The organism is Acetobacter papayae JCM 25143 (assembly GCF_000613285.1).
GTDB classification, from domain to species: Bacteria; Pseudomonadota; Alphaproteobacteria; order Acetobacterales; family Acetobacteraceae; genus Acetobacter; species Acetobacter papayae.
Genome location: NZ_BAIN01000064.1, coordinates 1 through 12,641, shown reverse-complemented (window position 1 = coordinate 12,641; position 12,641 = coordinate 1). Strand labels below are relative to the sequence as shown.

At 62.3% G+C, this 12,641-nt stretch carries 17 protein-coding genes; 15 read left to right on the top strand and 2 right to left on the bottom strand.

The features are described 5' to 3' along the window. The 13 genes from JCM25143_RS22425 to JCM25143_RS24180 form a co-directional block, all read left to right on the top strand. Positions 1 to 204 (top strand): hypothetical protein (locus tag JCM25143_RS22425; RefSeq protein WP_234395221.1); only part of this gene is annotated, 204 nt, incomplete at its 5' end. Positions 205 to 209: 5 nt separating this feature from the next. Then, positions 210 to 593: a hypothetical protein gene (locus JCM25143_RS12295; protein WP_025861405.1), complete on the top strand. Its 384-nt coding sequence runs from the start codon at positions 210 to 212 to the stop codon at positions 591 to 593. Continuing rightward, the gene (locus JCM25143_RS22125) at positions 490 to 714 is read left to right on the top strand and encodes a hypothetical protein (protein ID WP_148300132.1); all 225 of its coding nucleotides are present in this window, start codon (positions 490 to 492) and stop codon (positions 712 to 714) included. Before JCM25143_RS12295 ends, JCM25143_RS22125 begins: the two co-directional genes overlap by 104 nt. 71 nt (positions 715 to 785) lie before the next feature. After that, a complete protein-coding gene (locus tag JCM25143_RS12290) occupies positions 786 to 1,253 on the top strand; it encodes a hypothetical protein (RefSeq protein ID WP_025861404.1) in 468 nt (155 codons plus the stop codon). Further along, positions 1,240 to 1,710 (top strand): hypothetical protein, encoded by a 471-nt coding sequence (locus tag JCM25143_RS12285; protein WP_025861403.1) that lies wholly within the window; start codon positions 1,240 to 1,242, stop codon positions 1,708 to 1,710. Before JCM25143_RS12290 ends, JCM25143_RS12285 begins: the two co-directional genes overlap by 14 nt. Before the next feature lie 71 nt (positions 1,711 to 1,781). After that, the gene (locus JCM25143_RS12280) at positions 1,782 to 2,141 is read left to right on the top strand and encodes a hypothetical protein (RefSeq protein ID WP_025861402.1); all 360 of its coding nucleotides are present in this window, start codon (positions 1,782 to 1,784) and stop codon (positions 2,139 to 2,141) included. Next, positions 2,138 to 2,827, top strand: a complete 690-nt coding sequence (locus tag JCM25143_RS12275) for a hypothetical protein (protein ID WP_051543313.1) — start codon at positions 2,138 to 2,140, stop codon at positions 2,825 to 2,827. Before JCM25143_RS12280 ends, JCM25143_RS12275 begins: the two co-directional genes overlap by 4 nt. Before the next feature lie 85 nt (positions 2,828 to 2,912). Then, positions 2,913 to 3,707, top strand: a complete 795-nt coding sequence (locus JCM25143_RS12270; RefSeq protein ID WP_025861400.1) for a hypothetical protein — start codon at positions 2,913 to 2,915, stop codon at positions 3,705 to 3,707. A 61-nt stretch (positions 3,708 to 3,768) separates the two neighbouring features. Continuing rightward, positions 3,769 to 4,095, top strand: coding sequence for a YnfA family protein (locus tag JCM25143_RS12265; RefSeq protein ID WP_025861399.1), 327 nt, complete (start codon positions 3,769 to 3,771; stop codon positions 4,093 to 4,095). Between the two features lie 180 nt (positions 4,096 to 4,275). Next, on the top strand, positions 4,276 to 5,631 hold the full coding sequence (locus tag JCM25143_RS19290) for a sensor domain-containing protein (RefSeq protein ID WP_051543310.1): 1,356 nt from the start codon (positions 4,276 to 4,278) through the stop codon (positions 5,629 to 5,631). Beyond that, complete coding sequence (locus tag JCM25143_RS20995; RefSeq protein ID WP_051543308.1) at positions 5,592 to 6,041, top strand: EAL domain-containing protein; 450 nt, start codon at positions 5,592 to 5,594, stop codon at positions 6,039 to 6,041. The genes JCM25143_RS19290 and JCM25143_RS20995 overlap by 40 nt, the downstream gene beginning before the upstream one ends. A gap of 381 nt (positions 6,042 to 6,422) precedes the next feature. Continuing rightward, entirely contained in the window at positions 6,423 to 6,680 is a 258-nt protein-coding gene (locus tag JCM25143_RS24845; RefSeq protein ID WP_267879959.1) for a hypothetical protein, read from the top strand. Between the two features lie 32 nt (positions 6,681 to 6,712). After that, complete coding sequence (locus tag JCM25143_RS24180) at positions 6,713 to 7,906, top strand: mannitol dehydrogenase family protein (protein WP_267879958.1); 1,194 nt, start codon at positions 6,713 to 6,715, stop codon at positions 7,904 to 7,906. Between the two features lie 39 nt (positions 7,907 to 7,945). Here the strand turns inward: JCM25143_RS24180 and JCM25143_RS12245 are convergent, their stop codons facing one another. After that, the gene (locus JCM25143_RS12245; protein ID WP_025861398.1) at positions 7,946 to 8,953 is read right to left on the bottom strand and encodes a hypothetical protein; all 1,008 of its coding nucleotides are present in this window, start codon (positions 8,951 to 8,953) and stop codon (positions 7,946 to 7,948) included. 24 nt (positions 8,954 to 8,977) lie between these two features. Then, entirely contained in the window at positions 8,978 to 9,754 is a 777-nt protein-coding gene (locus JCM25143_RS12240; protein ID WP_025861396.1) for an HAD family hydrolase, read from the bottom strand. Between the two features lie 977 nt (positions 9,755 to 10,731). Here JCM25143_RS12240 and JCM25143_RS12225 point away from each other — a divergent pair. Then, entirely contained in the window at positions 10,732 to 11,913 is a 1,182-nt protein-coding gene (locus tag JCM25143_RS12225; RefSeq protein WP_234395220.1) for a hypothetical protein, read from the top strand. Beyond that, the gene (locus JCM25143_RS12220) at positions 11,874 to 12,515 is read left to right on the top strand and encodes a hypothetical protein (RefSeq protein WP_148300131.1); all 642 of its coding nucleotides are present in this window, start codon (positions 11,874 to 11,876) and stop codon (positions 12,513 to 12,515) included. Before JCM25143_RS12225 ends, JCM25143_RS12220 begins: the two co-directional genes overlap by 40 nt. Positions 12,516 to 12,641 lie beyond the last annotated feature (126 nt).

Genomic DNA, 12,641 nt, shown 5'->3' with positions numbered 1-12,641 from the left:
GGCCGAGCGGCTGCTCCGGCGTGTAGCGGGGGCCGGGGTATGACGGAGCCTTTTCTGCATCCTGTTTGTGTTGGGGGGCAGGACTGCGGGCCGGGGGCGGAGCTAGCGCGTGAACTGGCCTGTTTTCGCCCCAGCGGGTTTGCCCCGCCCGAACAGATTGTGCCCGAAGCCCGCGCCTTGCTGGCCCGGCTGGAGCACGCCTGAACCCCATGCCGGAGGCCGCGCTGCGAACCCGCCTGCGAGACCTTGCGGAAATCGTCAATGCGGGGGTGGCCAATCCTCTGCCCGGCGCGGCGCTGGATGTGCGGTGCGCAGCCCTGTGGGTGGCCTGTGCTCCGTTGCCCGCTCTGGTGTGGGAAGGAGCCGTGGAGCGCGATGCGCTGCGGCTGTTCCGGTTTTTTCCATCAGTGGCGGAGCTGGTGGCGTTTTTGCAGGGGCGTAGCGCGCCAGCGCGCTGTCTGGCCACGCGGCTGGAACTGCTGCTGGCGGATGTGGACCGCCGCGCCCGCCAGCGCCGTACCAGCGGCCACGGCCACGCTGGCAGCACAGGCAACGACGGCTCTCGCTGCCGCGCGGACTTATGTTTACAATAACTACGGTATTCTGAACGAGGCCACACCCGATGCGTGGGTGGCGTACCTCAAGGCGCTGATGGCCATTGCCAATGGTACGGATACGACCAGCACGGCACTGCCGACCGAGCCTGCGACCTGAGAACCCTTCCTTGCGCAACAAACTCCCTGAACACCGCCCCTGAGGCGGTTTTTTTATGCCCGGATGAAATAATGAGCGAAACACAGTGCGCAGGTGGCTGCGCGGCTGACGATGACCTGCGTGTGATTGTGGACAGCCACGCCCGCCGTCTGGATGGGCTGGAAGATGACGTGGACACGCTCAAATCCGGCCAGAATGCGCTGATGGAGCGGCTGATTTCCATAGAGGCGCAGGGGCAGGAGCGTGAGCGTAACCGCGCGTCCGAGGCGGCGGACACCCGCAATACCCTCACGGCCCTGACCCAGCAGCTCGCCGAACAGACCGGCGCGCAGAAACGTCAGAATGAACTGGCTGAGGACAGCCTGCGGCGGTGGCGAAAACTGGCCGTGGTCATTGGGCTTCTGTGCACGGTGGGGGCTGCTGTGGGATCCACGCTGCTTTCCGATCAGGAGGTGGCCAGCACCATCTGGGTGCGCTGGCTGCACCTGCGTGAGCCTTGGGATGTGGCGCAGGGAGGGGCTGGGGATGTCCGGCCTTGATCTTGCTCAGTTCAAGGCCCTGATTGTGCGCCCGGTTGTATCCGCACTCGGGCCGGGTGAGGGCGCGGTCAATCTGCTGACAGGCACCGCACTGGTGGAAAGCGGGCTGGCCTATTTGGTGCAGTTACGCGGGCCTGCCCTTGGCCTGTTCCAGATGGAGCCCGCCACGCATGATGACTGCTGGCAGACATGGCTGCGCTACCAGAACGCCACCGCTGCAAGCCTTTTAAAGGTATGCGGCCTGAGCAGCCCGCCGGGTGCGGGGGCAATGGTGTCAAACCTACGCTATGCTTGCGCCATGGCGCGGGTGAAATACCTGCGCGCACCGCCTTCTTTGCCCGATGCCTCTGATGCCGCAGGGCTGAGCGCATATCACAAACAGCACTACAACACGCCACTGGGTGCGGCCAACGCCACCCGGAATGTCGTCCTGTTCCAGCAGGCCATTGATGCGTGAGGCCGCCCGGCCCCGCACGCCTTACCCTTGTGCGCCAGTTTGCGTGGCGCCTGCTTTCAAAGGAAACAAGCATGGCTGATACGCCATCTCCCACGGTTGCCCCTACGGCGGCCGTGCAGACAACCTCTGCCGTAGTCAGCGGGCTTTCTCCTCTGGCACTTCTGCTGGCGCTGCCACAGCCTTATGCCGGGTGGGCGGGCATTGCCTGCGCCGTATTTGCCGGGGCGGGTCTTGCCGCAACGCAGATCCCGCTGCCCGCCAGCCAGACAGGCAAGCTCTGGCTGCTGTATCGCGGCCTGAACTTTTTGGCCCTGAACTGGAAATATGCGGCCAATGCCGCCGCTGCCCTGCGGGGTGGGCAGGCCATGGCGGCGGACCAGCTGGCCAGCGCTGCTCCGGCTTCCGCCCCGGGAAAGGAGGAAGGGAAATGAGTAAAATGACTAGCTTTACAGCAATTTTCCCATCCATAACTGAACGGGACAAACTCGCGGCGCTTGAGACCTCAAGTGAAGGCCGCCGCCGCTTTCTGGGCAGTGCGCTCCTGTCGGCTGCGGGTTTTGCCGCCGTGGCCACGTTGAGTGGCTGCACCGTTACCACCACCAACGGGGTCACCATTCTTACGCTGGATGTAGCGAAGGTGAAAAACTACGGTCAGGCCGGGCTGAATGCCGCTGCGGCTGTTACCAGTTTTCTGTCCGGCTTTCCGGTGTTGGCCCCGTATGCGCTGGCTATTACGGCGGCGGAAACGGCGCTGTCGGGCGCACTGACGGCTTTTTCCAACGCGGCGGGGTCTACCCTGAGCATCAGCTATGACAATGCGGACTGGAAAACCCGTGTGGATAGTATCCTGTCTGATCTGGATACGCTGTCTGGCACAATCGAACGTGCTCTTGCCGGTTCTGGTTCGGTGCTTTCATCATCCGTGCAGGCCAATGCCGATACCGCCTACAAGGCGCTGGCAACACTGATCAGCGTGTTCAAGGCTCTGCTGGGTGTGTCGGACAGTCGTGCACCGGCAGGTGGCCGGGTTACGCGCGCCATGGTGCGTATTGGCGCGCCCGTGCCCGCCACGGGCATGACCGAGGCGGGCGCGCTCGCAATTCTGGGCATCCGCTAATGCGAGCGGTGAGTGGATTCTCTACGGCCGGAGCCATTGCGCTCGGCCTGTGGGCTGGCTCCGTGTTTGTCCGGGCATGGTCCCTATGACCGGGCGCGCGCTCGGCTGTCTGCCCGCGAAGGTTCTGCCGCGCCAGCCCCGGCTGGAAGGCCTGCGCATGATGGCCCGCCCTGCGCCTACGGTGCTGGATCGATCCCATGTCGATCCCGGCGCGCTGATGCTCGGCAATGACACTCTGGGCGACTGCACGGCGGCCGGGCTGCTTAACCACATGCGCGCCGTGGCGGCCCTTGGTGGCTGGCAGGTGCAGGCAGATACGGATGATGCCATCCGCTTCTATGCTGAAAGCACAGGTTACAGGCCCGGCCAGCCCGCAACGGATCAGGGCGGTGTGGAGGCGGATGTGCTGGCCTATGCCGCGCGTATTGGCGTGCAGCTTGAAAGCGGCGATTACTTCCCGCTCTGGGGGAGCGCTGATCCGCAGGATCGCAACGCACTGGCCCTTGTCATGGCCGGTATGGGGGCTGTCTATCTGGGCGTGCAGCTTGCGCAAAGCGACATGAACCAGATCGAGGCCACCAACGGTGCGTGCGTGCTGGAGCCGGACAACGGCGCTTATGGCGATACCACGCCGAGGAGTGCCGGGGGGCATTGCCTGCTGGGCTGGAGCTATACCGGCCTTGCGGATACTGACACGCTCGACCTGCTGACATGGGGCACGGTCCAGCGCGCGACATGGGGCTGGCTGAAAAGCCGGATCATGGAGGCGCATGGTATTGTCTGGCCGCAGCTCACACTGGCCAGCGGGTTTTACCCGACCGGGCCAGACCTCGACGCCCTGCGGGCGCAGAACATGGCGTTTCTCAATACTGTGGGCTGATGGGCGCTTGGCAGGATTTTGCTTGTTCTGTGGGTTGGTGGAGGGGCTATAGTGCCAGCCCATGAGCATGGTTCTGATTTACGTTGTTGCGGCATTTTGTGAAATTGCCGGCTGTTTCAGCTTCTGGGCGTGGCTACGTCTGGGGCGCACGCCGCTATGGCTGGTGCCGGGCGGGCTGTCGCTTGTGGCCTTTGCCAGCCTGCTGACACTGGTGCAGGTGGATGCCGCAGGCCGGGCCTTTGCTGCCTATGGCGGCATTTACGTGGCGGTTTCCTGCCTGTGGATGTGGTTGGTGGAAGGGGTGCGGCCTGACCGGTGGGATATGGCAGGGGCCGCCCTATGCGTGGCGGGTGCGGCGGTTATCGTGCTTGCGCCGCACCGTGTCTGAAGGGGCTGTACGGGCGGTCTGGCGTGCTCGTTCCAGCGGATATGACAGGAGTTTCATGAAAAACGTATGAAAGCGGGTTCATGCGTGTAATAAAGTGCAGTAACATTACCTAGCCGGTGCCACACCGTTTCTGTTACGGTTGCGAAACCGGAACGTGAACGGTTTAAGGCATCAAGGCGTATGAAAGCAGAGTCTCTGGCCTCACAACAGCAGGGGTGCTCTTTTCCCGGTCAGTCGGAACAGGAAGAAGCGGTGCAGGCTGTTGATATGTCGCACACGCAGCTTTTGCGTATGCTGGATCAGATTCCTGTGGGCGTCATGCTACTGGACCCCAAAACCCTTTGTATTTCCTATTATAATCAGACATCTCGCAAAATTCTTGAAAAAATAAGCGACCTGCTGCCTGTGGAGGTTGATAGCCTGCTGGGTGTTAATGTCGATATCTTTCATAAAAACCCCGAGCAGCAGCGCGCCTTGCTGCTGGATGCTGCCATGCCGCACCATCAGGCGCGTATTCACCTCGGGCCTGAAATTCTTGATCTGTCGGTATCGCGCGTGTTCGGCCCCAATGGAGTCGATTACGGCCCCATGCTCACATGGTCGCTGGTAACGGCGCAGGTGCGGGCGGAGGAGCATGTCTTCCGGCTGGCCAATTACGATATGCTGACCGGCCTGCATAACCGCGCGGCTTTCATGGAACGGCTGGAAACCGTTCTGTCCGATATGAATATCGATGATAAAGCCGATGAATGCGCCATGATGTTTGTCGATCTTGATGGTTTCAAGATGGTCAATGACACATATGGCCATGCCACGGGTGACCTGATGCTCACGCATGTAGCGGAGGTGCTGGGCACGATCTGCCGCAAGGCGGGGGTATTTCTGGCCCGGCTGGGTGGTGATGAATTTGCCGTGATCGTGCAGAACGCTACGGTAGAGCAGGTGGGGGGGCTGGCCGGGCGCATTATTGATGCGTTTGAATATCCTTTTGTGCTGCCAACGGGGCACCAGCACCAGATGGGCGCTTCGGTTGGTATCGCCTTTTCGCCCGAGCATGGCACGCAGTCCAGTCTGCTGCTGTCGCGCGCGGATATGGCGCTCTATGCCGCCAAGGCGGGCGGCAAGAATACGGCGCGGGTTTTCCTGCCCCAGATGGAAGATAGCGTGCTCATGCGCGCACGGCTTGAACGCATGTTACGTGATGCCTTTGTCCATTCGCGCGATATGTTCGTGTTTTATCAGCCGATTGTGGACCTTACATCCGGTCAGGTGGTCTCGCGTGAGGCGCTGATGCGCTGGTACGATTCTTCGCGTGGGTGGATTCCGCCCAAGGATTTTATTCCGGTGGCGGAAGAAGCAGGGCTTGTTTACGATCTGGACTCCTTCGTGCTGCATGCCGCCTGCCGGGATGCCGCCATCTGGGCGGATGAGGCGAGTGTTGCGGTCAATATTTCGGCGGCCAGTGTCGGGCAGGGGCGCCTGCCCGGTGCGGTAGCATGGCGCTGGCTGCCAGCGGCTTGCCCGCCGCACGGCTGAGTGTCGAGATAACCGAAACCGCCCTGATGTCGGGTGGTAACGAGGCCCTGCGCGACCTTCAGGCCCTGCGCGATATGGGTGTGGGCATCAGTCTGGATGATTTTGGCACGGGGTTTTCATCTCTGGCGCATCTGCGGGCCTTTCCGTTCGACCGGATCAAGATTGATGGCTCCTTCGTGCAGGATGGTGACAGGCGCTCAGATTGCGCCGCCATTGTGCGCGCTCTGGCGCAGCTTGGCGTGACGCTACGGGTCGCAACCGTGGCCGAAGGGGTAGAAACGCCCCAGCAGCGCCAGCGTATTCAGGCCGATGGCTGCACCCATGCGCAGGGCTACCTGTTTGGCAGGCCCGAGCCCGCATTGCGCGACCTGTCCAGACTGAAGGCAATCAATGCCCTGCATGTCTGCTGAACAGGCAGGAGCGCTTTGGCTCATTTGTTCTGGTATAGAGGGTGCGGTTAATATTTATACGGCTGATTTTTTTCTTTAATATCCGTTCCAATTAAATAAAAATAAAATAAAAAAAAGTGGCATGAATGATAATGTCAGGACTATCGCAGCAGGTATATGTGATTTCCTTTCATGTTGGCGGTGAATTTTTTCCTTGACTTGAGTAGTCTATTCATTCACGATTTTGATGAATTAACGGTGATACGGCGTGAATTGGCCATGGACTTCTTTGTTCCATGAACCCTTATCTGTGCCATATCCACATCGTGCGCTGTCCGGGACTGCTGTGCCCGGCTTTGGGGTGCTTACCCGCACGGCATAACAAAAAGGAGGCAGACCGCCATGCAGCTTTGCCGCCAGACACTTTCACGCGTTCAGGACACGGTTTCCCTGCCGGAGTTCGACCCTGCGCAACTCAGGCCCGGTATTGTGCATCTGGGCTGCGGTAATTTTCACCGGGCGCATCAGGTTGCCGCAACACAGGCAGCCATTGGCGCCATGGGAAAAGAAGGGCTGGGATGGGGCATTGTCTCAGCCACCATGCGCAAGCCCGATCTGGCGCAGGCGCTGGTAGGCAGGATAATCTTTATGCCTTGCTGACACGCGGGCCGCGCAAAACAGCGGCCACTATCATGGCATCGATTACCGATACCGTTTTTGCCCGCGCCAAGGATGCCGGGCTGGCCGAGCGGATTGCCGACCCCCAGACCCGTATCGTAACCCTGACTGTGACCGCCAGCGGCTATTATCTGACAGCACAGGGGCGGCTTGATGCACGGGCTGAGGCTATCCGTGCCGACCTCGCAGCCGCAAGGCCGCGCACGGCGCTGGGTATTCTGGCCCGTGGGCTTGCCCTTGTGCGCAAGCGCGGCGGGGTGCCTCCCGTTATCCTGTGCTGCGATAATTTGAGTGAAAATGGGCAGACATTGCGGCAGGCCGTGATGGACTTTGCTTCCTTGCGCGGGAACGACGCACTGGCGGAGTGGATTGGCGCGCATGTGCAGTTTCCTGACAGCATGGTGGACCGGATCGTGCCCACCCCCACGGCAACCGACCGGGATGACGCCCGCAGGCTGCTGGGTGGCCTGTCGGATGTAGCGCCGGTTTCAGCCGAGCCGTGGTTTCAGTGGATCATTGGCCGTTTTGACGGAGAGCGCCCCCGGTGGGAGGCCCATGCGGGCACCCGCTTTGTGCCTGATGTCGGGGTGTTCGAGCGCGCCAAGTTACAGATGCTCAATGGCACGCATATGCTGCTGGCCTATGCCGGGGCGTTGGCGGGGCTGGATACCGTTGCCGCAGCCGCATCCGACCCGGCGGTGGGGGCACTGGCCGCGCGCTTCATGCGTCTGGAGCAGGTGGCGGATGTGGCGCTGGACGAAACAGAGCTGGATGAATACGCTGTTGAACTGATGGGGCGTTTTCGCAATCCGTCCATTGCACACAGGGTTGAGCGGGTCGGGCGTAACGGTTCGGCCAAGCTGGTGGCGCGGGTGCTGCGTGCTATGCGTTCAAACCTTGAGGCGGGCGTGGCAGTGCCGGGTGCCCATCTGCTGGTTGCAAGCTGGATACGCTGGTTTATCCTGCATGAGCGCGGGGCGCTGCGCTTTGTCCCGGCTGATCCCCGGTCTGAAACGCTGCTGCGTCTGTGCGCGACCTGGCGGGGAGACCATCACAGACTTGTTGCGGCTATCCTTGCGCGTGAGGATATGGCCGGGCCTGCCCTGCCTGCGCATGAAAGTCAGGTTGCCGCCATTGCCGACCTGCTGGACAGGTTTGAAAATGCACCCGCCACCGCCGTTATGGCGGAACTGGCCCGCCAGAGCTGAGCCACACGGGAATGGCCCGCCTGTTGGGAAAGCCCGCTTTCAGGCGGTGGTGAGGGCCTCGCGCGTATAGGCCGCGTAGGTTGTCAGAAATGTTTCCAGCACCTCAAGACCAAAGGCGCGGCCTTGCGCGGTTTCAGCACTGTTGAGCAGTGCGCGCCCGCGTTCGTCAATCAGCCTGTGCAGCCGATCATGGGCAGCCGGGTCGATCTGGCAGAACATCATGCCATCTGTCGCCCCTGAAAGATCCACGCTTACCCCGTGTCGGGCCAGAAACTGCTGTTCCAGAGCAGTGGTGCAGGCCGGGTCGGCTGCCATGGCGGCAATATCCATCACCAGATCGCAGGCCGGGCGTGCGCGGCTGTACAGGTAGAGATGCAGCAGCGCAAAGCACACAAACAGGTTTTCATCACGCGGGCTGGCCAGAGCCGGAGGGAACTCCGCAAGAATGGCGGCAAATTCCTCAGGCGCGCTTTCAGCCTGTAACTGCCCGACGATGGTTTTGAGAAAATACGTATTGCCGATCTCACCCTGTTCGGTAAACGAGCACCATTGTTTGAACAGGTTGCGGTAGATCAGCACATGCGTGCCCGGCAGCGCGCGGCTGAGGGCGGGTATGCGGCCCAGACTGCGCGTGGCCGACAGGACAGGAACCTTGCCTGTCTGCTCGGCATATTTCACAAGAAGCTGGCAGTAGAGGAATTCTTCCTGCCTGAGCGTGCCGCCCATGCCGCCTTGCGGAATAAACCAGTTCGAGGCCATGTTTTTCTGATAGAGAAAAATGCCCTGTCCATTCTGGATAAGGGGAACAAATTCCTCAAAATAGTTTTTTACAGGCGGATGTTTCGAATGCCAGATACGCCCGTTGAGTGCCAGCGCTGTCTGGAGCGTCAGCCCCGCCAGCCTTTCGTTGAACACTTCATAATAACTCAGTGTGCCCGTATTGGCCCGGAACTGCGACCACACCCATGTGCTGGCGGTTCTGAAACCGGAGTGCAGGAAAATCATACCTGATTCATGCTCCATACGGGCAAAGGCGGTATGCCACATGCGGCACACCGGAAAGGAAGTGGCTTAGGCGATGGGCATACCCGCCGCCAGACGGATATAGGGTTGCACGGCTGTCAGTTCGTTGACAATGGCCAGTGCGTTTTCCTTTACGTCTTCGGTGGGTTCGAGCAGGTCGGGCACGATAATGACGCGCATGCCTGCCGCCACAGCCGCCCGTGCGCCTGAATGCGAATCTTCCAGCGCCAGACAGAAGCGCGGCTCAATGCCGATCAGGTGTGCGGCCTTTAGGTAGGGTTCGGGGTGGGGTTTGCCGTTATCCACATCATCGCGCGTGACAATAACCGGAAAATGCTTGTCAAGGCCAACAAGTTTCAGGTGATGGTGTGCGCGCATGCGGCTGGATGATGTGGCGATGGCACGCGGCAGGCGTAGCTCGTCCAGCAGGGCGATAAGCGGTGTAACGCCGCTCTTGAGCACGAGCTTGCCGTTATCGACAAAATCACGCAGGTGTTTTTCCTGTAGGTCGAAGAAACGGCGCAGCGGGAAATCATGCCCATAGGTTTCGCGCACGAGTTTTTCGCACCCGTCCGCCGGCACGCCGATCATGCGTCGGCAGAAGGTGGCGGGCATGTCGTAGCCCAGTTCGTGGCCTGCCGCCACCAGTGCATCCATGGCCAGGGTCTCGCTGTCGAGCAGCAGACCATCCATGTCGAAAATAACACCAAATATCGGCAGGGATTGCGGTTTTTCCGTATTGGACACAATGTCTCCCTTCTGTTGCAGTGGTTGCCCGTTATCCTGCACCAGATCATCTGATCCGGCCTGTGGAGCAGGGTGCAAACAGCCCGGAACTGCCTTTGCGGTAGCAGTCCGTATGGCGGACACCCTTCACGTAACCCGACAGGATGCTAAATACAGTCCGGCCTGTCGGGCGTGGTCTGTTAGCGGAGTGTAGTGGGCTCCGCCGTGTTTGGACACCTTTTTTATATGAAGGGGCTTTCTGGCAATCCGATGGCAGGGGTGGCCAGCGGGGCGGAAAGCGGCGGGGCCGGGCTGGATGCGTGTGGATAAGGGAGCGCGAAAAAGCGTGAAAATAGGCGGCGAGAGCAAGCAGGCGGCAAAGGCGGGCAGGTCTTTTGCGCGGTACGGCGCGGTGTGGCCCGTGGCCGGACGATTTGTGCTGCTTGCCCCCGCACTCTGGCTGGCCTGCCTGGCGCCACCGGGCCGGGCCGAGACGGCTGATGATGAAAACGGTGTCGTTTTTTCCGAAGACGCCATGCAGGACGCCCAGCACACCGGCTCCAATGCCCCCGCCAGCCAGCCAGCGGAGGAGCCGGGCACCGCCACAACGGACAGCCAGCTTCAGGAGGAAGCAACGGGGAGACTGTTTCAGTCGCCGGGGCAGTCGCGGTTTCAGTATCAGTCTCAAACCCCTGCCGAAGCAGCGCCGGATGACGCCACCGGCACCCAACACTCCTACCCGGCGGATGAAGGTAGCCCGGCGGCCAGTGCCGCAGAGGTACCGCAGGCGGAGGAACCCCCGGACAGCACGGCCAGCACACCCCCCGAAGAGCCCGCCACTAATTCCCCCGCGATCGGGCCGGAAGTCCACAGGCCTGTGCCAGAGCGGGCCGCCCGGCAGGCTACGCCTGTCGTGGTGCCAGTACAGGAGCAGGGTGCGGCTGTAACCTCGCCCACAACCCCGGCCCCCATTCCCTTTACTGCGCCTGCGGCATTGCCCGCCGTGACTCGGCAGGCCGTTTCCATACGGGATAATGGGCACGCGCTCTTTCTGCCCGGTGATGCGGCAACCGGGCTTGCGGCTTTTCGCTCCGGTGCGGATCTGGTTGTGGTGGTGGATCGCCCGCTGGCTGCTCCGGCGGAAGCACCTGCCGGGGCGGCCAGCACAAAGGCAGGCAGGCCGGTTTGCCGCCCTACAGGTGGTCGGGCTTGAAAACGCTACGGTTATCCGGGTGCCATTCCCCGCCGCCGCCCTACCCGGTATGGCCTCAGCAAAGGGCACGCAGCAGAGCGCTGTCACGGAAGGAATGTCCGGTGCAGCCCCGGGTACGGTCGCGGGGGGGCTAACGGCCTTGCTGCCGGGCTCGGCTCTGGAACACCTGCCGCCGGGGCAGGCTCTGCCTTCGCTGGGCTTCGTGCATGACGGAACGGGCTGGCTTGTGTGTTTGGGCGGGGCCTGTCAGCCGGAGCCTTCGGGGGGTGTGCCAACTCAGGCACAGCACTCCGCCGTGCCTGCCATTGCGCCTGTTCCTGCCTCTACGCTGGACTCGGGCTCGGCTTTGGGTTCCGGGCCGGGCCTGTTGAGGCTGCCGGGCTTTGTGCTGTTTACGGGGCTGGGCTCTGGCCCCGTGCTGCGCCTGCCAGACCCCGCATCCGGCGGGACGGTGTTTGTCGCACTGTCCACGCGGCTGACCGGGCCTGTCCTGCACGGGGCCGAGGCGGTGGGGTACCGCCTGCGGCCTTCATGGCAGGGGCTTGCGGTTATGGCGGATTCGTCGCGTGTCAGTTTGCGCCCGACCGTCTATGGCCCTGTGGTGGAATCCATAGCTCCTGACCCACTGCCGGTTGGTTTGGTGCCACAGGGCGTGGCGGCGGGTGGTGCATCTAGCCCGCTGCATGGTGGCGTGGCCCATGGCCGTGACTGGGACTGGCTGGGCCTGCGTGATGAACCCGCTCCTTTGCTGATGCAGCGCTGGCAGGCCGCCCGCGCCGCCCTGAAAGCCAGTGGCTGGGCCAGTGAGGCAGGCAGGGACAGCGCCAAGACGCAGAACAGGCAGCAGGGCGGCAAAAAAGCCGCGAAAAAAGCGGGTGCACATGCCAGCCACCACCCGGTAGCCATACAGGGGGCAAGCACACAGGTAGCCATGCAGGCGGTGACACAAGGAGTGACACAGGGACTCACACAGCCAGCAGGCATGGCGTGCAGGCGGGCGAGGGCGTGCAAGCTGGCGCGCTGGTGCCATGGCCTGTGCGTGTAGCCGCCGCCCGTGCTGCTTTTGCAGCGGGGGAGGCCCGGCAAAGCTGGCTGTTGCTGCGTGACCTGCCCTCTTCTTCCGTGCTGGGGGGTGTGCCCGAGGGAGTAGCCGCATCCGGGCGGGAGCCTGTCTCTGGCTTGCCTGCGCCCCATGCTGGAGGCAGTGCGCGGGATTCGGCCATGGTGCTGCGTGCCTGTGTGGCCCTGTTGGCGGGCGTGCCAGCCGAGGCCGGTCTGCTGGCCGATGCGGATATACGATTCGGCCCGGACATGGCCCTGTGGCGCGCGCTGTATGACATGATGACCGGAGCCGATAGCGACCAGACAGCCACCCTGCTGGCCCGGTCCTATGCGCGGCTCAGTCAGTATCCGGCACCCGTGCGTGACAGGCTGGCCCCGCGCGTGGCGGCCTATGTGGCGCGTTATGGCGCGCCTGAAACACTGACCAGCCTGCGGGCCACCCTGCATGATGCCCCGCCTGATGACAGCGCCTCGCACTCGCCCGTGCCCTGTTGGACAGACAGCAGGGCCAGACAGATGCTGCTCTTGTTGCCTTGGACACTCTGCAGGCGGGCACCAGCTCTACTGCCGATATGGCAGCAGTAGAGTTGATCGACCTGCGCCTTGCTCTGCGCCAGATCACCCCGGCCATGGCCATGAGCGCGTATGAACGTCTGCTGGCCCCCGAGCGCACTCACTGCCGGAGAGCAGGCCGCAACCGGCAGCGGGTCT

Bases quoted from the DNA above. Each gene is read 5' to 3' on its own strand.
- JCM25143_RS12280 (WP_025861402.1), top strand. From the start codon at position 1,782: ATGGCTGATACGCCATCTCCCACGGTTGCCCCTACGGCGGCCGTGCAG.
- JCM25143_RS20995 (WP_051543308.1), top strand. From the start codon at position 5,592: ATGGCGCTGGCTGCCAGCGGCTTGCCCGCCGCACGGCTGAGTGTCGAG.
- JCM25143_RS12290 (WP_025861404.1), top strand. From the start codon at position 786: ATGAGCGAAACACAGTGCGCAGGTGGCTGCGCGGCTGACGATGACCTG.
- JCM25143_RS22125 (WP_148300132.1), top strand. From the start codon at position 490: ATGTGGACCGCCGCGCCCGCCAGCGCCGTACCAGCGGCCACGGCCACG.
- JCM25143_RS24845 (WP_267879959.1), top strand. From the start codon at position 6,423: ATGCAGCTTTGCCGCCAGACACTTTCACGCGTTCAGGACACGGTTTCC.
- JCM25143_RS12265 (WP_025861399.1), top strand. From the start codon at position 3,769: ATGAGCATGGTTCTGATTTACGTTGTTGCGGCATTTTGTGAAATTGCC.
- JCM25143_RS12275 (WP_051543313.1), top strand. From the start codon at position 2,138: ATGAGTAAAATGACTAGCTTTACAGCAATTTTCCCATCCATAACTGAA.
- JCM25143_RS12295 (WP_025861405.1), top strand. From the start codon at position 210: ATGCCGGAGGCCGCGCTGCGAACCCGCCTGCGAGACCTTGCGGAAATC.
- JCM25143_RS24180 (WP_267879958.1), top strand. From the start codon at position 6,713: ATGGCATCGATTACCGATACCGTTTTTGCCCGCGCCAAGGATGCCGGG.
- JCM25143_RS12270 (WP_025861400.1), top strand. From the start codon at position 2,913: ATGACCGGGCGCGCGCTCGGCTGTCTGCCCGCGAAGGTTCTGCCGCGC.
- JCM25143_RS19290 (WP_051543310.1), top strand. From the start codon at position 4,276: ATGAAAGCAGAGTCTCTGGCCTCACAACAGCAGGGGTGCTCTTTTCCC.
- JCM25143_RS12285 (WP_025861403.1), top strand. From the start codon at position 1,240: ATGTCCGGCCTTGATCTTGCTCAGTTCAAGGCCCTGATTGTGCGCCCG.
- JCM25143_RS12245 (WP_025861398.1), bottom strand. From the start codon at position 8,953: ATGTGGCATACCGCCTTTGCCCGTATGGAGCATGAATCAGGTATGATT.